A 19636-nucleotide genomic window follows, 5' to 3' on the forward strand; every position below is an offset into this window, starting at 1 on the left:
TACTGAGGCTTTACAAGCTCAACATTCTCCTTAGCACCTTTAATATCTCCGCTCTGAAGAAGCGAATATGTCAATCCAAGGCGCGCATCAAAATCCTCTTCCCCGCCGAGAAGCTCGTTGTAGATTTGTATGGCTTCCTTATTCTGCCCGCCCCATCTTAATGAATTTGCCTTTATGAGCCTGGCATCTCTATTGTCGGGAAACTCATTCAGTATACTGTCAGATATCTTTGTCGCCTCCTTTAACTGCCCTGACCATGACAGTACCCGTGCAAGATGCAGGCGTGCAGGCAGATTCTTTCTGTCTTTTGCAATAATCAGCCGCAACTCCTTTTGAGCAGCATCCAATTCACCGCCCCATGACAGGTATTTGCAGATTTGGATCCTTTCCTCAATCGTGAATTGATCCCTTGCAAGTGATAATGCCTGGATATAATGACCGGCCGCACCCCTGTAATCATCCTTCGCAGCGTAAGAATCACCTTCCTTCTTTTGCAGGATCCCGGCATCAATACTGTTTTCAGCAGCAAAGCAACTAATGCCTGCAAGTGTGAAGACAAGAACAAAAGAAATGGCGGCCAACGTCCTTGTAAATCTATAAGTCATTTATACCCTTCCCTATTCAAAATAAACGTTGATATCTCCAAATGTAGTCTGCCCCGGAAATTCAAAAAACAGCTTGTACCCTTCAGGATAGACAGATGAATGAAACAGGACTGCCCTGTTTCCTTTATCTTCACTCAACCATTTATACACTGCATCATGTTCATCCCTGACAGCAACCCTTACTCCAATAAGCCTGGCCCCGGTCCTTCTGGCCTCATCCACCACCTTTGCTGCCTTTCCGTATTCCTCAATATCAACAGGAATCACATCCATCTCCTTACCGGAATATTTTCTCAGTTCTGTAAAATAGTGGTACGGGGTATCGTAATACTGAACAGGATATCCACCATGAGAATTTGACACCACTATCTTCTCATGAACATCAATAACTATGGGCTGATCTCCTATTATTGCCCCATCAGCAGTCTTCTTTACTGGCGCAGAACCAATAATTACACCGTCAGTCCTTGTCCCTATGAGTGTGTTCAGGAACCTGTCTGTCGGCATGTAGACATCAACACCTCTTTGGGCCAGATAGTATGCTGCCTCGACCTTTCCTGCATAATCTCCGCAGCCAATCGCAAGATCGGCATTAAGAGAATCCCATGCTATTGCACTAATACCATGTGTGTCATTTATGACCACAGTCTTTTCATCAATAATGATATTGGTTGGATAACTGTAAACCTTATCATCAGATATTTCAAATCTGAATATTCCATCTGCATCAGGCGCATACCATCTGTCACCGAATTTTTTTACCCGTGTCCCCCACACAGGATGAATCTTTGGTTGTGCATACCCGGCAAGCTCCCTGATCTTTTGACCTTCATGCCATGCGACTGCATCATCTGCCTTAAAATCCCACGGCGCACTTCTGTAATTGACCGCTGACAACCAGTCCCTCGTAACCCTGTCCGTCTGAGTTGCTATCACTGCCCCCCTCTTTACTTTGATTGACGACCTCCCAATAATTATTTTGTCAAATTCCTTTTTTTTGGCAGGATATTTATGTATGCTGATCCTCTCAAGCTTATCATTATTATTACCTTCCGTTTCATACTTGCCGGATAGGATATGTTCGGTGTATGCTACGCCGAGTCGTGATGCCTCTCTGACCTGATCATCTGCAACTGACCCTGACCCCAGGCCTGTACCTCTATGAACCATGGACGAGGATTGAGCAAAATGAGATGACGCCTCAAGAATATAAAATGGGTTATTATCAACAAGTCCCCTTACCAGATATGCAAGCGCAAGTCCATATGGATCAGAGTCTGTATCCTGATCTGTCTTGTATAAATCGAGAAACTTTTCCGGCGACTCATAATGGTTTTTTACAACAGGGGTAAATTCAAATCCCTTAGGTGACCAGACCTTTATTGCCGGATCTGCAACCTTTCCATACGACTCCTTTAAGGCATAGTAAGCCCTTTTCGGCCTTACTGCGTACTCAGGACTGTCCCATCCATGCCATGTAAAATTCTTCATGTCAGACACTGATGATGGAACCATATCAGTTATCTTACTGCCGACTTTTAACCCGGCTGCAGCAGCATTGCCTGCATCCACAGGTTTGTAAGACAGTACAAGAAGTCGAATACCATCTGTGACCCTGTAATCATCCTTTGAATAGATGATTTTCCTTGCAGCAGGATTTACAAAATAGAGGAGATTCCAGGGGATCCTCAGTGCAATAAATTTACCCTTACTGTTGTAGTAAAAATCAGAAAGACTGTCTTCATCAGCACTTCCCTGCCTGAGAAGGCTTGCATTATATACCTTCTCAGGAAACACCTTTCCGCTTCTTGAAAATCTTCTTCTGTGAAGTGTAATCTCTTCTGTAAAGATACCATCCCTGTTTGAGACGGGTTTGAAGCCCATGTTTTCCCTGTAACCACTTAGCCCCGGGAATCTTAGAAGAGACTTGTCAAACTCCATCCTGTTATACTTGTTGTCTATCAGTATTGAGCTGTTCTTCCCATGCAGAAGGACCACAAACTCAAATCCAATTTCGCTCTCTACACCGGTATTAAAGGGAAGCAGATGGTCTCCCTCCATATCGCCAACAGTATCTATTGCTATCAAATATGCAACCTTGTTCCAGTCAGGCTCCCCGTCTGTATCAATTCTTATATAAAAATAACCGGCATCATGATCTGCATACACACGCCTGATATTTCTCGCACTATCATAACCATCATTAAGCGCATTAAGAGGAGCCTTGCGCTCATCCCTGTAGAGCATAGTTGCCTTATCCCAGGCATTCCCCCTGTCCGTCATCTTCGTCCAGCCAACCGGACTCATTGCAATCAGCCCGTAACTCTCCTCAGGGTCCTGGGCGTTGTACCAGAGGCGACTGTCCTCTTCCATCCCTTTAACCATCCAGTTTGACTTAAACCATTCGTCTGCCCACTCAAATGCAATGCCTCCGGCTGCGCCAGCCTCGCGGATAGCATTAAACATTTTTTGCATAATCTCAGCCTGTTCATGCTCATTATGACCTCCATGATGCATGCCATCGGGCTGATATCTTGCAATTCCCCGGCTTGTAGGGACGCCAAATTCTGAAATCAGGAGTGGAATGCCTTTGTAGCGTAACTTTAAATCCATGAGATAGTTATAGTAATATCCTGCGCCTTTAACGTTCGAATCCATCCCGTATTTCTCATCATTTCGCAGGAAATCAGGATAATATGGATAGACATGATAAGAAGCGAATATCCCTGACTTAAACTTCCGTGAAACACTTATCCTGTTCTCATCCAGGGAAACTGCATCCTCGTCAAATGCATGTGAATAATCAAAACCACCAACCTGTTCACCCGTCTTTACCCTGAACTCTGTCTCCTCACGAAGGGTAGCCTCTGATTCATGGAACACAGGATCAAGCGGCGGCCAGTTCATATAGGCAACAGGTCTTGATGTCTTATATTGCCCTGCCTCATAACTTATTAAATGATCAAGCATCTCTGTAAGCCAGGCATCCATTGGAGTAGAATTCGAGATACCAAGAAACTCACCCTCAAAATCACTGTCTGCACCTTTTTTATTGTATGCCAGAACTGTATAAGGCTCCCATTCCCTGCCAAAAATAAAGCCGGCTACATAATTTGAGACATCATCCGTATATTTTCCATGTGCGTGCCCATACCTGTGGGGTATTGAGACATTGCCATGGACTGCATCAATTGCATGATTTATCTCTTTAATCACCTCATCCATAAATACTGCATCCCTGAAATTATCCGACTCAGGCAGCTCAACCCATATCCCCTGCATCAGGAAAAGATTATCCTCACCCCTTCTGCCATCGTTGAATTGTCTCAATGCCTTATAGAATTGAGGCGGCAGGATCGTATAAGTCCGGATGACATTGGCATTCATCTGTTTGATAAGCCTGAACCATTCAAGGTAGGCATTAATATCTTCAGGAAACTCTGTAGGGTATTTTCCAGGTAATCCAAATCCAAGGTTGACCCCCTTTATAAAGAACGGCCTTGTTTCATCCTTTAACTGTATCCAGAAGTAGTCCCCTCTGGCAAAGAATTTAATATCCTCTTTTGCCTTATTTACCACCAGTTTAGCTGCTATGGCAAGTTTTCCCTTTGCAGTTTCATTATTACTGTCAATGGAAAGCACCTTCCTGTAGACGTCTGAAGCAATTTCAACATTATCCAGCCGTTCCAGGACAGCAGCCTTTCCAAGAAGGCAGTCTATATCCCTGCTGTTACCGGCTGTCCCTCTTTCAAAATTACCAAGTGACTCCTGCAGATTGCCTTTTCTTAGATAAGAAAAACCAAGCCCGCAATATGAATCAAGAGATGAAGGGGCAAGTAATACTGATTGTTTAAACTGTTTGATTGCCTCGTCTGTATTGCCTGACCTTAAATTCGCCCACCCGAGGAGGTTATAATCTCCGGCTTTTAACGACGGCTGCGTCTTTAAAAGCCTGATGGCCTCTGTAAATTCACCATTCCTGTACACCTGAAGTGCCCTGTCATAGACAGAACCAGCGGCAAGAGAACCATGAATTGCTGATAAAGTTATCGTGATGACCGCAAGGATCAGAGTAGCCCTTACCGTAGTCAATCTCATATGCCGCATTATTGCATCATTTTGACTCAATCGGCAAGCATCCCGGGGTCAGGTCAGACCCAATAATTGACAATGACACTCAATAAGCCTAAAATACCAAATATATGAAGCCTTGCGTTCTGAGGCCGTTTACCGCAGCTATCCGAACTTATCACATTAAATAAACACGATTTATTAGGGACAAAGATGCACCACTCTGATTTCGTTCATCTTCATTTACATACTAAGTACAGCCTTCTTGACGGGGCAAACAGGATTGAGGCAATCGTTGATACGGCAGAGAAATACAGGATGCCTGCCCTGGCCATTACTGATCACGGCAACATGTACGGCGCAATAGAGTTCTACCGTACAGCAGTAAAAAAGGGGATTAAGCCTATAATCGGCGTTGAAGGGTATATTGCGCCCAAAAGCCGCCTCGATAAGAAAGATACCCATGGCATTACGAATGCCTCATTCCACATAATCCTCCTTGCAGCAAATCTGACAGGATATAAAAATCTGTTAAAGCTTGTAAGCAGCGCGCACCTTGAGGGATTTTACTACAGGCCAAGGATTGACAAGGAACTCCTGGCAAAACACAGCGAGGGGCTGATAGTGCTAAGTTCATGCCTCAAAGGGGAGATACCATACAGGATCCTTGAGGGAAAGACCAGCGAGGCAATGAAGGCCGCCGGAGAATATATTGAAATCGTCGGCAGGGATAATTTCTTTTTTGAGATACAGGACAATGGGATTGAAGATCAGGTTAAGGTAAATAAAGAGCTTATTGCGCTTTCAAAAGAACTTGGTGTACAGGTAGTTGCAACAGGTGACTGCCACTATCTTAAAAAAGAAGATTCCAGGGCCCACGATATCCTTCTATGTATCCAGACAGGAGCAAATGTAAACAGCCCCAACAGGCTCAGGTTTTCAACAGATGAGTTTTACATGAAATCTCCTGATGAGATGCACAGGGCATTTTCTGAAATCCCTGAGGCCTTGTCAAATACAAAGATAATTGCCGAGCGCTGCAATGTGGAGCTTGAGCTCGGCAAGTTCTACCTGCCTGAGTATATAGTCCCCGGCGGCTGTTCGAGGGAGGATTATCTCGAAGAACTTGCGTACAAAGGACTGTTGGACAGGGCCAGACAAAATGCATTGTCAGATGCCTCAAAAGTGGTATATGAAACCCGCCTTAAGGAAGAATTGAAGGTTATTAACTCGATGGGTTATTCCGGCTACTTTCTGATAGTCTGGGACTTCATTAATTATGCAAAGGAGCATTCCATTCCTGTAGGTCCGGGAAGGGGATCTGCCGCAGGAAGTCTTGTGGCATATAGTCTTAAGATAACAGACATCAATCCCCTTGCTCATGGCCTTCTTTTTGAACGATTCCTGAATCCTGAGAGGATTAGCATGCCTGATATTGACGTGGATTTCTGTATGGAAGGCAGGGATGAAGTAATCAGGTATGTTTCAGACAAGTATGGCAGCGACCATGTTGCACAGATAATAACGTTCGGGACAATGGCTGCGCGTGCAGCAATCAGGGACGTGGGACGGAGCCTTGACATTCCCTACGCAGAAGTGGACAAGGTTGCAAAACTGGTCCCGGAAGGACCTAATGTAACACTTGAAGATGCACTCAAATCAGAGCCTAAATTAAAGGATTTAATTAATACTGATATGCGGATGAAAGATCTTCTCTCATATGCGGGCGCACTTGAAGGCCTCACAAGACATGCATCCACACATGCTGCAGGTATAGTCATATCAAAAGAGCCTCTGACAGAATATGTCCCGCTGTCACGCGGCTCAAAGGGTGAAGTAGTTACACAGTTTTCAATGGAAGATATCGAGAAGGTCGGTCTTGTAAAGTTTGATTTTTTAGGCCTGAGAACACTTACTGTTATTGACCGGACGGCTAAGCTGATAAACCAGTCACGCGGAGGAACGGCAGCGTTTGATATGGCTTCAGTACCTCTCGATGACAAACCTGCTTATGAACTGCTCTCTTCCGGAAATACAGCAGGCATATTCCAGCTTGAAAGTCCTGGCATGAGAGATATCCTCGTAAAGATTAAGCCAGACCACTTTGATGACCTTGTAGCAATACTCGCACTCTACAGACCAGGCCCTCTTGGCAGCGGAATGGTTGATGATTATGTCAAGAGATGCAGGGGGCTTGTCCCGGTGAAGTATGAAACCCCGGAATTAAAGGACATCCTTAAAGAAACCCAGGGAGTTATTGTCTATCAGGAACAGGTAATGAAGATTGCAAATGTCCTGGCCGGATTCAGTCTTGGCGAAGCTGATCTGCTTAGAAGGGCTATGGGCAAGAAGGACCCCGAGATAATGGCAAAGATGAAGACAAGATTTGTCGGGGGGGCAAAAAAGAACGGGACAACGGAGAAAAAGGCAGCCAGGATATTCGACCTTATAGAATATTTTGCAGGCTATGGTTTTAATAAATCTCACAGCGCTGCCTATGCACTTATAACCTTCCAGACAGCATATCTTAAGGCACACTACCCTGTAGAATACATGGCAGCAATGCTGACATGCGAAATGGGCAAGTTGGATAAAATTACAGCCGGTATACGGGAGTGCAGGGATATGGGGATATCAATACTCCCGCCCGATGTAAATGAGAGTGCCATGGATTTCACAGTCAACGGGAATGCCATACGCTTTGGCCTTGTTGCGATTAAAAACATAGGGGAATCTGCAATCGAGTCTGTAATTGCCACAAGACAGGATGGCGGAAGGTTTATCTCCATATTTGATTTCTGCAAGAGGGTGGATTTAAGGAGAGTCAATAAGAGGGCAATAGAATCCCTTATAAAGAGCGGGGCATTTGATACAACCGGCGGCAGAAGGTCACAAATGTTCGCAGTTCTTGACAAGGCGATGGCAATCGGCAGTGCCAGTCAGAGGGACAAGGATCAGGTAAGCATATTTGATACCCTTGATGCAATTGGCCCTGGCACCACATCGGAGTTTTTTCCGGATATCCCTGAGTGGGACGAACATGTACTCTTAAAGAATGAGAAAGACACTATTGGGTTCTATATTACAGGCCATCCGCTCGCAAAATTCGAATCAAAGATGAGGCGATACTCATCAACTTCGACAAAAGATCTGTCAGAGGCAGAGGATGGAAAAGATGTCACTATTTGTGGTATTATAGCTGATGTCCGAACAACGCTCACCAAAAAGGGTGATAAGATGGCTTACGTAAGGATGGAAGACCTGGAAGGGGGCGTGGAGCTGATTGTATTCCCGGAACTATACCGTGCATCTTCTGCCATGCTGACTGAGGACAGGCCTGTAATTGTAACCGGAAGCGTAAACAAGACCGATTCCGGCGTTAAATTGAAATCGAGCAGAATCCTTGACCTGTCAGAGGCACCAGAAAAGGTTACAAGCCAGGTGGAAATCAAACTCCATTCACTTGGCCTGACTCCGGATGATTTAAATAAATTAAAGGATATTTTAATGGCACATAACGGCAAGTGTCCGGTCTACCTGCATCTTATAGCCGGCAAAAAGGAATATGTAGTTGCTGTAGACCAGGGGTTCAACATCAACCCTACAAATGAATTCCTGAAGTCGGTTGAAAAACGTTTCGGAAAGGACACCGTATCATTTAACTGATACAATTTCCGGGTCTTTACATTATGCTTAGAGAACTGCTTGACTTTGAGAAACCCCTGATTGAGATAGAAGAGAAGATAGAAAAACTTCAAAGCTATGTCAAAGGTGATGACCCGCGCATACATTCAGAGATTGAGAAACTGACAAAACGTTCACAACTCCTTCTTGAAAAATTGTATTCAAACCTCACTCCATGGCAGAAGACCCTCGTTGCCAGACATCCATCGCGCCCTACAACCATTGATTACATCAATGCCTTTATTTCTGATTTCCTGGAACTGCACGGTGACAGGCGCTATGCAGACGACCCTGCAATAATCGGAGGCATTGGTAATCTTGGCCAAAGGCCTATAGTCGTGATAGGACATCAGAAGGGAACAGGTACAAGGGATAAGATCTACAGAAATTTCGGCATGCCAAATCCTGAGGGCTACAGAAAGGCCCTGCGGCTGATGCGGCTTGCAGAAAAGTTTCACAAACCAATCATAACATTTATTGATACACCCGGCGCATATCCTGGTATCGGCGCTGAGGAGCGTGGACAGGCAGAGGCTATTGCAAGAAACCTGTTTGAAATGTGCCGTCTTAAGGTGCCGATTATTGTGTCAGTTATAGGAGAAGGAGGCAGCGGAGGCGCCCTCGCCCTTGGAGTGGGAGACCGCATCATGATGCTGGAACATGCCATTTACTCTGTCATATCCCCCGAAGGATGCGCAGCAATCCTCTGGGGCGATGGAACACGCGCAATGGAAGCTGCCGAGACGCTCAAACTCACTGCACAAAATCTCAGGAAGCTTGGTGTTATAGATGTCATCATAAAAGAGCCGCTTGGCGGCGCTCACAGGGATGCCTTTATTGCTGCAGAAAACCTCAGGGAGGCAGTGATCAAGGCATTGAAAGAGATTGAAACCATTCCGGGCGACAAGCTCGCAGCTATGCGATATGAGAAATTCAGAAAGATGGGTACATTTAATGAACAGTGAATATAGGAGGGATTTAAAATGGCAAAAACAGTAGGGCCGCAATGCCAGAGCTGCGGCATGCCAATCCAGGATCCAAAGGATTTTGGTACAACCGCATCCGGCGTCAAGAACCTTGATTATTGTCGTTTCTGTTATCAATTGGGCAAATTTACTGAGCCAGACCTGACTCTTGAACAAATGATCGAGAAGTGTACAGGCATAGCTGCTACCAAACGTAATATGTCACCGGAAAAGGCAATGGAAATCGTAAGTGATTATATGCCGAGGCTTAAGAGATGGTATAAAAAGAAAACTGTATAGCGGTGAAAATCCCCCTTAGTCCCCCTTTTTCAAAGGGGGAAATTGCTTCCTCTCTTTACCAGGTTGGGAAATCAGGTCCCCCCTTTTGTAAAGGGGGGATGGGGGATTTGATTTGGGATTTCAGGTGAAAGACAGCGACATCCATGATGTAATACGTATCCTGCGGAAAGAGGTTGCAAAATGGGAAGCACCGGCAGTAACAAGAGTTGCTGAAAAGACCAGGGATCCATTTAAGGTCCTTATATCCTGCATACTTAGCCTGCGGACACGGGACACGACAACTGCAGAGGCAAGCCGCAGACTCTTCTCCATGGCTGATACGCCAGCAATGATGCTTAACTTATCTGTTAGCGAAATCGAAAAGGCCATCTACCCTGCCGGCTTCTACAGGACAAAGGCAAGGAATATCATTGATATCTGCAAGACCCTGAAAGAGTCATACAATTCAACTGTACCCGATTCAATTGATGAGCTACTCAAATTGAAAGGCGTCGGCAGAAAAACTGCAAACCTCGTAGTAACGATTGGATATGACAAGGACGGTATCTGTGTGGACACGCACGTTCACAGGATATCCAACCGCTGGGGTTATATAAATACAAAATCACCTGATAAATCAGAAGAGGCCCTGCGCAGGAAATTGCCCCGCAGGTACTGGAAGATATACAATGATCTCCTTGTCACGTTCGGTCAAAACCTGTGCAGGCCCGTATCCCCATTATGTAATCAATGCAGCATTACAAAGTATTGCGACAGTTTTCCTCTTAAAGCTGGAAAAGGTAGATAAGCCATCCTGTAGCGGCAACATATATCCATACGCCGGCAGTATACGGGGCTGTCTTTTTATGCCTGTCAAACCTTCCTTTGAGCCCTGAATATACAGCTATTACAGCCAAAGGCAGGTTCACGACTGACAGAAACGTGTGTGACCAGAGTGTTGCAAGATACAATCCCCTGTAATTTCCTGCATACTTTGCATGAGGAAAAACGGATGTCCTTACAACGTACAGACCAACAAATATCAGTGCAAATAAAGAGGCAGAAAGCATCGCCCATTTATGTTTTTCCTTTTGGCGAAACTTTATAAGAATAACCCCGGACAGAATGCACATCCCGCTGATGCCGATTGTAACCAGAGAGCCATAGAGTAACAGTGAATATAGGTTCACCTGAAAATGCTCCTATTTACCCGTCATTCCCACGGAACCTGTCCCCGCAGGATTTAAGCGGGGAGTGGGTATCCAGAATCATGCCCAACAGTCTGGATTCCAGCTTTCGCGGGAATTACGTCTTTCATGACCCCTTGTGAACCCTGAGCTTGTCGAAGGGCTCATGACGGTTCATCCAAAAATCGCCGCAGTCATGTCAGCACTACCCAGCCCTACAGTCTCCACGACAGGACAAGGGCATCAACCAGCAATAATATCAAAACGCCGAGCGCCAGGTAAATAACAAAATGTTTTCTGCTGATTCTGTCTTCTGCTTTATCCGGACAATCCATATCCTCTCCCTCCTTTAAACAGTGTTACTGATATATATGCGACAAATATCATACCGCCTGTAACCGCAAGTATTGTCCCTATTCCCATGATTGTAAGCGCAGTAAGCACCAGTGGATCTGATGTGAATGCAACGCCATAAGTCTTTCGCGGTGCGCCCAGGGCTCCTGAAATGAACAGACCGAGGATGAAAAGAAACATTCCGGCGCCGTAAAGAAGTGGTTGAACCCTTGCCAGGCGTTCCCCATAAACCTGATAATTCATTTCTTTTACGAGATAATACGAATACCCCATCAGCGCCAGCGTCAGACTCGTAACAGCTCCGTGATAATGAGCAGGAACCCTGAGATCATTTGAAAACCCACCATATGCTATCGCAATGCCGAAGATGTATATTGCCATAGAGATGAGCAGTCCCATATATGCCAACCCATAACTCCCCCTTTTCAAATTCCTGATAATGTTTGCAATATGGAGAAAAAGAGGCAGACCGAGCCCAAATGCATATGTTAACTCAGCTGCAACCCTTGCAGTTTTTTCTACAGGGTCATAATAGAATTGTATCGTTAAGATGAAGACTGCTGATAAAATAAGAAGCATATTTGTATACTTGAGAAATCCCCATGACCTTAATTCACAGCCAGTCCTTCTCAGTAAGGAATACCATACGATAATCAGCAGTGAGCCGTTCAATATCTGTTGAATATGACCCGGACTCCAGTACAGTCGCTCATAGAACGTTAATGGCTCTGCATCTGCCCTGTTAAGCACAATAGAACATATAAGAGACACAATCATAATAATACTGATAAACAGAGAAGTCAGGACGCTATTTAAGGTAATATCCCTGGTATATAAATATTTAATTCCCTTTTTCAGGTATAATATTGCACTCATTGAAAATCCCATGAAAAAGAATATCAGGCCGGCAAAAAACAGAGGATCTGTTACAGTAGGCACATAATTGTTAGTTACGGCCTTTCCATTGCCGGTCAGAACTGATATTGTCACAAAGAGAGGGCCGGCAAGTGATAGTTTGTGTGATATGTTTTTGAACCGGCTGTCTGTTCCGTCACCAAGGCAGCTCTCCCATATGACCACAGTAAATGACAGGAGCCACAGCAGGATTGCGAGAACTACGTGACCAACAAGTGCATGGTGCATGTAGTCAGGCGGAAAGTATATATATCCAAACGGGGTCCTGCTCATTGCTACAAGAAACGCAAATCCTCCGCCTATGCCAAGGGATATGACCGCAAGATAAAACCAGTTATATGCATATTTATTCATCCTGGAATACCCCCCATATTCAGTATCATTGCTGCAAATATCAAAACGATATAAATGATGGAATAAAAGAATAAGAACATATTACAACTGCTCCCGGACCTCATAAATCTGATCGCCAGGAAGAGATAAATTATCCCTGATAAAACAGCTGCAGACAAATAAATAAAACCGGAAAAACCCAACACATAGGGGGCAATGCTCAATGGCAGGAGAACTGCTGTATACAGGGTAATCCTTATCTTTGTCGCATCAATACCCTTTGCCACAGGTACAACTGGGATCCCGGCTTCTGCATACTGATCACGATACTTCAATGCTATGCTAAGGGCATGAGGCTGCTGCCAGACAGCTGAAATCGCAAATAATATCAATGCAGTCAAATCTATTTTTTGCGTGACAGCAACATATCCTATAACAGGCGGGAGCGCCCCGGCAATCCCCCCAACCTGATTCGCAAATGATGACCGTCGCTTGAGTATAATAGTATAGAGCACCACATAACCAAAGGAAGCGACTCCTGTAAGGATGGCAGTTATACTGTTGAGTGTTGATAGCATAAATATCAATGCCCCTGCAACGAGGCCAATCCCTGTAAGGACGGTGTTACGAGGTGTGAATGCCTCGACTGCCATAGCCCTGCTGCGGGTCCTTTCCATGATACAATCAATATCCCTGTCAATATAGTTATTAAGTATGGCTGACCCTGCCGTTGCCAGTGCAATGCCGGCCATCACACAAACAGTCACCCACAAATCCGGAAGCCCCCTGCTTGCTATGCAAAGCCCTGTCAGTGTTGACATCATCACAAGCGATACTATGCCCGGCTTTGCAAGAACAAGGTAGTCACTTATTGCGTGCCTTGATGGAAGTGCTCCTTCGATTGCATATTCTTTCATGTCAGCCTCCAATCAAATCCCCCCATCCCCCCTTTACAAAAGGGGGGAATAATTTACCCCTTTGAAAAAGGGGGACTAAAGGTGATTTTCCTTCTACCTTCTACCTTCTACCTTCTACCTTCTACCTTCTACATCTTCCTTCTACCTTCTACCTTCTACCTCCATCTCCCACCGACTATCACTCTGTGAAAAAAGAAACGGCGCTGACTGATAAGCAAGCCAGCCGAGAAGTATAAATCCCGTTGCACCATGCATTATTATTACCGGCAGAAACATACCGGACAAAACTACTGATATACCAAAGGCTGCCTGGAGCAGTACAATGCTTAGCGTAATAGCTGCCATTCTTTTGTCTGACTTCCTCCTGATTGCCCTGTAAAACATCACTATAGTAAACAGAAGGACAGCGGCGGCTGTCACCCTGTGTGTAAAATGCAGGGCAACCAGACCGTTGCCCAGATAAGGTATTATCTCGCCTCTGCAGAAAGGAAAATCGGGACATGCAAGGGATGCCTTCGAATACCTGACCAGTATACCCAAAATGACCTGAAGGTATACAAGACTGAAAAGGAAAAAGGTATACCCTGATTCTGGGATCTTACGATCGCTGCCAATTTTTCTGAGCGTAAATATAAGTGCTGTCAGCACTATCGTGGCTATGATCAGATGAGATGATACAATGGCAATCCTGAATATATTGTCAAGGTAAGGGGCCTCAGTCAGGACAGTAACTCCTCCCAAAGCAACACCAAGTAATAAGAGTCCGACAAGTATTGCAGTCAGTATCCTGGCAACACCCTTGTATTTCATCCATACAAAGAAAGTGGAAAGGATAAGCATAAGACCTGTTGCCCCGCCGAGCAGCCTGTGGCCCCATTCAAACCATATGTGCATCCTGAAAGGAGGTTTTACACTGCCGTAGCAGAGCGGCCAGTCAGGACAGGCAAGTCCCGAACCAGTTGAAGTTACGAACGCACCCATAACCATGAGAAGATAGAGAAACATTATAGTTATAATTATTGGATACGTTGGGTTTATTGCATCTATGTTTCTTTTCATAACCCCTCCCAACTGTTTAGTTTCCATATCCGTAAGGATGCCAATCCTCCGACAACCTCGGTATTGGATGAAAATTACCCGGAGGAGGAGGCGTCTTTGTCATCCACTCAACTGATTTCGACGACCACGGATTATCCACAGCCTTTCTGCCTGCAACGAGTCCATGTATCCAGGATATAAGGACTACTGCTGCGCCAATTCCAATTATGAACGCGCCAATAGTAACGATATGGTGGAGCCCTTCAAGATGTGCGAACTGTTGATAGTCAAAATACCTCCTTGGCATGCCCTTAATACCCACAACCATCATTGTGAAGAAGGTAATATTTACCCCTATGAATGAGATAAGAAAACCAAGTTTTCCAAGGGTCTCGTTGTACATCTTGCCTGTCATCTTGGGGAACAGATAATAGACACTGCCGAATATTGCAAATGTCGTTGAGACTGCCATGACATAATGAAAATGTCCAACAACAAAATGCGTATCATGAATAGCCAGATCAATGGCAGTCATTGCATTGGGTATCCCTGTCAGGCCGCCGATAAGGAACAGAAATATAAAACCTACAGCATACAGCATCGGTGTCGTATACTCTATCGCTGCTCTGTAGAGTGTGCCTATAAGGCCTATCATAAGAAGGCCGACGGGGATACTTATCATCAACGTACTCACCATCATCCCCATCCTGATCCAGTCAGGCATCCCTGATGTAAAGAGGTGATGAATCCATACTTCTCCGCTGAGAAGGACAACGCCGCCAATACCTCCATAAACAACCATCTTGTAGTTAAATACGCGGTTTTTTGCGAATGTAGCTGTAATCTCAAAGATCATGCCCATGGTAGGCAGCAAGATTACGTAGACTGCAGGATGTGAATAGAACCAGAATAGGTTCTGGTATAAGAGGACATCTCCCCCGGCTGACGGATCAAAGAAATGCGTTCCGATATATTTGTCAAAGAGCAGCATGGTAACCGCCGCAGCCAATACAGGGATGAATATCAGCTGCAGTATGAATGCGCCGAGTGTACTCCATACAAAAATATTGAGCTTGCGCCAGGTCATGCCAGGTGCACGCATATACATGATCGTCGTAATTAGATTAATACCCCCTACAATGGACGAGAAACCCATGAGGTGAACCGTAAACACATAGAGGGCAGTATTACCTCCTGTCCTCAGAGAATACGGAGGATAGCCAGTCCACATAATATCCGGAGAATCAGGTATGACAAACGTTAGAAGCGCAACAATTATTCCAGCCCAGAATAGCCAGAGGCTCAGGGCATTAAGCCTTGGAAATGCCATATCCTTTGCTCCTATCATCAAGGGGACGAGATAGTTGGCGAGAAACCCTGTCAGCGCCGGTATCTGGAATGCAAGTATCATGGCTGCCCCATGAAAGTAGAGCCAGGTATTATACGTATTTGGGTTTGTAATCGTAGGGCCAACAGAACCGAGTTCTATTCTTATAAGCATCGCCATCAGGCCTGCAACTGCGAATGCTGCAAGCGAGCCTATCAAATAAAGCACACCTATCCTTTTATGATCAATTGTGAAGATCCATTCCTTTAACGTGCGTCCGAAACTCTTATCAGGGCTAATAGCTGCAGTGCTCATGATTATGCACCTCCTTCCATCGAAGCCTTTTTCTCAGCCTCAATCCATTTATTGAACTCATCCTTTTGCATGGCAATAATGGTACCCCGCATACTCGAATGAATGACCCCGCAATACTCCGCACAGGTGATAAGGTATTCACCAGGATCCTTGGGGTAGAACCATACATAAGTTATCCTGCCAGGCATCAGGTCTTCCTTGACTTTGAAATCCGGTATAAAGAAACTGTGTATAACATCCCTGCTTGTCATCCGAACAACTATGGGAGTGCCGGCTGGAACACGCAACTCATTAGTAGTTTCAACTCCGTCCGGATATTTGAAGTTCCAGCTCCACATGGCACCCTCAAGTTTTACTTCATAGGCATTCTCCGGCACCGTCCTGATTTCATTAAAAAGCGTCCAGCTCTCTGCAGCCAGGTACAGGTCATCAGCCATGAATATGAATGCAGGAATTACTGCCCAGCCGATTGCTGCGGCAGGACTGAGCTTTGGCGGCCGTCCTTCCTGTCCAGGTTGTCTTCTCCTGTATTTGATCAAAAAATATATCGTTATTGCAGCAAAAATGACTCCAATTACTGTTATATCTATCAGTAACTCATGGAAGAGATGCTGCCATCCTCCCGGAATATCCGGTATCTCACCGGGACTACGCCCCTCTTTATATGCAAACGCCGGAGAGCCCGTCGCAAGCATAATAAGAGAGAGACCTGCCCCATTTACAAATTTCCCGATCATGATCGTGCCTCCTTTCTCTTTCTGTAAAATATAATTGGCATAATAATAGCCCCGCCGCCAAGGACAAATGATCCTGCACCTACAAATAGGGAGTAATTCAATGTATATTTGCCATCCTTGTAGTTGTAGCTGTAGCAGGCCATCTTCAGCAGGTCTATTACCTTAGATTTTGTACTCCTGCTAAAAGCTGCCTCTGTGATAGCCAGTTCCACGTCTTTGCTGTCAAGAGGTGATCCGTAAAGATAACGTATAATCCTGAGCTCAGGTGAAAGGAATAGATAGGCATTAGTGTGCAGAAAGGTCTTATCCGGAGGAGACCAGAAGAATTTATAACCTGTGCTCTTTGTAAATGGCAATATGTCATACTTATTTTTCATAACAGCCATTTTCCAGAAATTATGTCTGTCACCCTTTATGCCTGTCATCTCTGTAAACATGTGCAGATGATGTAAATCATCATTCCTGTCAAACGACACTGTAAGTACGTTATAGTCATTACCAGGCTTAAGTCCCTTTATTTCCTGGAGAGAATCTCTCAGATGGACATTGATTGAAGGGCATGCCCCGTCACACGAAAAGTATGAGAATACCAAAATAAGTGGTTTGCCAAGCATATCTTTGAGCTTAAATTCAGAACCATTGACATCAATGAAGCTGTATTCCCCATCCAGCTTTGCTCCAAGGTACATATCCTCGTCGATCTTCATAACTGAAGGGTCCAGTGAGGATTCCGCGACCGTTCCGTAATTTGCATATACGTACCTTGCCCCAACTGCAATCAGGATGGCAGTTATCATAAGATACATTGTTCTATAGCAGACAGGTCTTAACATAACTACCCCCGTGTTATGACCAGAAATAAATCTGAGTCACAACGAAAAACCATATAATGTCAACAAAGTGCCAATACATGGAAGCAGCCTTGACAAAAGACTTACTCATCTTTCCCATCAAAGCAGGAATAAGGATACATATAAACATCCCTACGCCAACCAGGACATGTGAAAAATGAAAACCTGTAATGGAATAATATGCAGTACTGAAGATGTTTGTCTTGAAATTAAACCCTTCTGACATAAGATGAGAATACTCACTTAGAGTAAGAAGCATAAACACTACCCCAAGAATTATAGTAGCTACAAGCCATGTGAGGAATCCGTTCCTGTCACCCTTCTCAATTCGTGCCTCACTATGATGAATAGTAAAGCTTGATGCTACCAGAATTGCCGTCATAATCAGGGGTATTGTAATGGATATCTCAGGTGTACCTTCCGGAGGCCAATATGGCGCCATCAGCCTTACCAGCCAATAACCTGCAAAAAAGGCTATAAATATAAAGGCCTCTGCAAGTATAAAAAATGGCATTGCGCCTATAACATAGCCTGGTTCGTCCTTCTGCCCCACCCCTTCACTGATCCAGCCGGCAATTGATATAACTGTAAGCGGCGCGCCGATACCCAATGAAAGCATTGCTGCCACGGGTTTGGCATATACAAAATACAGGGTAAATGAGAATGGCAGGAGAAATAGAATCCCTATGGTTAAGACAAGCGGCCAGTAACTTGTTTCCCAATGGAGGCTGTGCTCTGATTCATGTTCTACTGCATCAAATTCGGATGAAGAACTCCCGGTTCCGCCCCCCCATGCAATTTCATGCTCAACAGATGTTCTTGACATGACTGTTCACCCCCTTTTTATATACTTTTAAATTTTCCAAACATTGCAAGACTAAGAATACAAAGAAAATCATTTATTCCTCCTTTCTGTTTCCATGTAGATGGATACAAGACTATTAAGACCGCTTTGGTCTTGATAACACACAAAAAAACTCCTTTCTATTTATCAGCGAAAAACTCCTGACTGTTTTTCCTTTGCATCAGCAGCCAGCCGCTCAAACGAGCATCCACTAAGGTAATCTACCAAAACCTTTTGTGCCCCTCCCCACACATCATGAACCGGACAGGTCTTATCCCTGTCGCAGTAACCCTCATAAATCAGGCAATAATTCAGGAAGATTGGCCCTTCCATTGCCTCTATAACATCAAGGAGGCTGATATCTTTTGGATGTCTCGCAAGAGTAAACCCACCTTTCTGTCCCTTGAATGAATGTACAAACCCTTTTTTTACAAGCTGTTGCAGTAGTTTTGCGAGGTAGGCCGGGGGAGTATCAGTAGCCTTTGCTATTTCCTCTATATCGCACAGTTTATCTTCAGGGTGATTCAATGCAAGATGCAGGAGTCCTCTTATTGAGTATTCAGCAGCCTTACTTAACCTGAACATTTATTAGCACCCCCTAATAAGACTAACTTCATCTTGTTTAAGCAAGACTATGTTTATCCTATTTCGAAACCTTTGTCAAGTTTTTTTACCGATTTTTCGGCGATAGGAATCAATGTACCAGTGAATCATACGGCCTGGAGGATAGATATTGCTTAGGCAACTAATATGCAACTATCCGCTATATTTTTCACTTTCTATAACTTATTTAGGAATGCCGCGTATTAAATCACGGGCTTTTACAATAATGGCCTTCTCGTCCTTGTAGGCAGCACATTCGATAGCCTCATCAACAGGAAACCACCTGCAGTCATAAACCTCGTTATCATGATTAGAAACATCTCCACCTGTATATTCCATGAGAAAGAAATATACTATCTTGAAAATGCGCCTGGCCTCCCCATACTCCCTGCTTATATAGAAGTAATGGATATTGCCTATTAATTTTATTATATTGCCGTCAAGTCCTGTCTCCTCCCTTACTTCCCTGTGTGCGGTCCTCGCTATATTCGTAAGCGGTTAGTTAACCGCACCCCTCAGAATTTCATGTTAGTGATGATGTCACGATCCGCATACTGCGGCAACAGCGCTTTGTAATCTTTATCACTTTGAGCCACAGGCAGGTTGTTAAA

16 protein-coding genes are annotated in these 19636 nt (G+C 44.6%); 4 read left to right on the forward strand and 12 right to left on the reverse strand.

Annotation, left to right across the window (positions count from 1 at the left end; all coding sequences use genetic code 11):
- The coding region (locus tag IT393_07955; protein MCC7202575.1) for a tetratricopeptide repeat protein at positions 1-605 on the reverse strand (605 nt) is incomplete at its 3' end.
- A gap of 12 nt (positions 606-617) precedes the next feature.
- Positions 618-4733, reverse strand: a complete 4116-nt coding sequence (locus IT393_07960; GenBank protein ID MCC7202576.1) for a hypothetical protein — start codon at positions 4731-4733, stop codon at positions 618-620.
- Between the two features lie 156 nt (positions 4734-4889).
- Between IT393_07960 and IT393_07965 the strand changes: the two genes are divergently transcribed.
- The 4 genes from IT393_07965 to IT393_07980 all read left to right on the forward strand — a co-directional run bounded on the left by IT393_07965 (position 4890) and on the right by IT393_07980 (position 10412).
- Positions 4890-8342 carry a DNA polymerase III subunit alpha gene (locus tag IT393_07965; protein MCC7202577.1) on the forward strand — a complete coding sequence of 1151 codons (3453 nt, stop codon included), beginning with the start codon at positions 4890-4892 and terminating at the stop codon, positions 8340-8342.
- 23 nt (positions 8343-8365) lie between these two features.
- Positions 8366-9325: an acetyl-CoA carboxylase carboxyltransferase subunit alpha gene (locus IT393_07970; protein MCC7202578.1), complete on the forward strand. Its 960-nt coding sequence runs from the start codon at positions 8366-8368 to the stop codon at positions 9323-9325.
- An 18-nt stretch (positions 9326-9343) separates the two neighbouring features.
- Positions 9344-9625 (forward strand): zinc ribbon domain-containing protein, encoded by a 282-nt coding sequence (locus tag IT393_07975; protein MCC7202579.1) that lies wholly within the window; start codon positions 9344-9346, stop codon positions 9623-9625.
- Positions 9626-9749: 124 nt separating this feature from the next.
- Positions 9750-10412 carry an endonuclease III gene (locus IT393_07980; protein ID MCC7202580.1) on the forward strand — a complete coding sequence of 221 codons (663 nt, stop codon included), beginning with the start codon at positions 9750-9752 and terminating at the stop codon, positions 10410-10412.
- Here IT393_07980 and IT393_07985 read toward each other — a convergent pair.
- The 10 genes from IT393_07985 to IT393_08030 all read right to left on the reverse strand — a co-directional run bounded on the left by IT393_07985 (position 10390) and on the right by IT393_08030 (position 19511).
- Positions 10390-10794 carry a DUF420 domain-containing protein gene (locus IT393_07985; GenBank protein MCC7202581.1) on the reverse strand — a complete coding sequence of 135 codons (405 nt, stop codon included), beginning with the start codon at positions 10792-10794 and terminating at the stop codon, positions 10390-10392. The two genes, IT393_07980 and IT393_07985, sit on opposite strands and share 23 nt — an antisense overlap.
- 315 nt (positions 10795-11109) lie before the next feature.
- A complete protein-coding gene (locus IT393_07990; protein MCC7202582.1) occupies positions 11110-12414 on the reverse strand; it encodes a cbb3-type cytochrome c oxidase subunit I in 1305 nt (434 codons plus the stop codon).
- Positions 12411-13310 (reverse strand): protoheme IX farnesyltransferase, encoded by a 900-nt coding sequence (gene cyoE, locus IT393_07995; GenBank protein ID MCC7202583.1) that lies wholly within the window; start codon positions 13308-13310, stop codon positions 12411-12413. The genes IT393_07990 and cyoE overlap by 4 nt, the downstream gene beginning before the upstream one ends.
- 141 nt (positions 13311-13451) lie before the next feature.
- Positions 13452-14369, reverse strand: coding sequence for a heme A synthase (locus IT393_08000; GenBank protein ID MCC7202584.1), 918 nt, complete (start codon positions 14367-14369; stop codon positions 13452-13454).
- Between the two features lie 16 nt (positions 14370-14385).
- On the reverse strand, positions 14386-15990 hold the full coding sequence (locus IT393_08005; GenBank protein ID MCC7202585.1) for a cbb3-type cytochrome c oxidase subunit I: 1605 nt from the start codon (positions 15988-15990) through the stop codon (positions 14386-14388).
- Positions 15991-15992: 2 nt separating this feature from the next.
- Entirely contained in the window at positions 15993-16727 is a 735-nt protein-coding gene (coxB, locus tag IT393_08010) for a cytochrome c oxidase subunit II (protein MCC7202586.1), read from the reverse strand.
- Entirely contained in the window at positions 16724-17560 is an 837-nt protein-coding gene (locus IT393_08015; protein ID MCC7202587.1) for an SCO family protein, read from the reverse strand. The genes coxB and IT393_08015 overlap by 4 nt, the downstream gene beginning before the upstream one ends.
- 13 nt (positions 17561-17573) lie before the next feature.
- Complete coding sequence (locus IT393_08020) at positions 17574-18404, reverse strand: heme-copper oxidase subunit III (protein MCC7202588.1); 831 nt, start codon at positions 18402-18404, stop codon at positions 17574-17576.
- A 165-nt stretch (positions 18405-18569) separates the two neighbouring features.
- A complete protein-coding gene (locus IT393_08025; protein ID MCC7202589.1) occupies positions 18570-19007 on the reverse strand; it encodes an Rrf2 family transcriptional regulator in 438 nt (145 codons plus the stop codon).
- 201 nt (positions 19008-19208) lie between these two features.
- Positions 19209-19511, reverse strand: a complete 303-nt coding sequence (locus IT393_08030) for an NUDIX domain-containing protein (GenBank protein ID MCC7202590.1) — start codon at positions 19509-19511, stop codon at positions 19209-19211.
- Between the last annotated feature and the right edge of the window lie 125 nt (positions 19512-19636).

The organism is Nitrospirota bacterium (genome assembly GCA_020851375.1).
In the GTDB taxonomy this organism is placed as follows: domain Bacteria; phylum Nitrospirota; class 9FT-COMBO-42-15; order HDB-SIOI813; family HDB-SIOI813; genus RBG-16-43-11.

Bases quoted from the DNA above. Each gene is read 5' to 3' on its own strand.
- IT393_07965 (MCC7202577.1), top strand. From the start codon at position 4,890: ATGCACCACTCTGATTTCGTTCATCTTCATTTACATACTAAGTACAGC.
- IT393_08015 (MCC7202587.1), bottom strand. From the start codon at position 17,560: ATGTTAAGACCTGTCTGCTATAGAACAATGTATCTTATGATAACTGCC.
- IT393_08000 (MCC7202584.1), bottom strand. From the start codon at position 14,369: ATGAAAAGAAACATAGATGCAATAAACCCAACGTATCCAATAATTATA.
- IT393_07990 (MCC7202582.1), bottom strand. From the start codon at position 12,414: ATGAATAAATATGCATATAACTGGTTTTATCTTGCGGTCATATCCCTT.
- coxB (MCC7202586.1), bottom strand. From the start codon at position 16,727: ATGATCGGGAAATTTGTAAATGGGGCAGGTCTCTCTCTTATTATGCTT.
- IT393_08020 (MCC7202588.1), bottom strand. From the start codon at position 18,404: ATGTCAAGAACATCTGTTGAGCATGAAATTGCATGGGGGGGCGGAACC.
- IT393_08005 (MCC7202585.1), bottom strand. From the start codon at position 15,990: ATGAGCACTGCAGCTATTAGCCCTGATAAGAGTTTCGGACGCACGTTA.
- cyoE (MCC7202583.1), bottom strand. From the start codon at position 13,310: ATGAAAGAATATGCAATCGAAGGAGCACTTCCATCAAGGCACGCAATA.
- IT393_08025 (MCC7202589.1), bottom strand. From the start codon at position 19,007: ATGTTCAGGTTAAGTAAGGCTGCTGAATACTCAATAAGAGGACTCCTG.
- IT393_07970 (MCC7202578.1), top strand. From the start codon at position 8,366: ATGCTTAGAGAACTGCTTGACTTTGAGAAACCCCTGATTGAGATAGAA.
- IT393_07975 (MCC7202579.1), top strand. From the start codon at position 9,344: ATGGCAAAAACAGTAGGGCCGCAATGCCAGAGCTGCGGCATGCCAATC.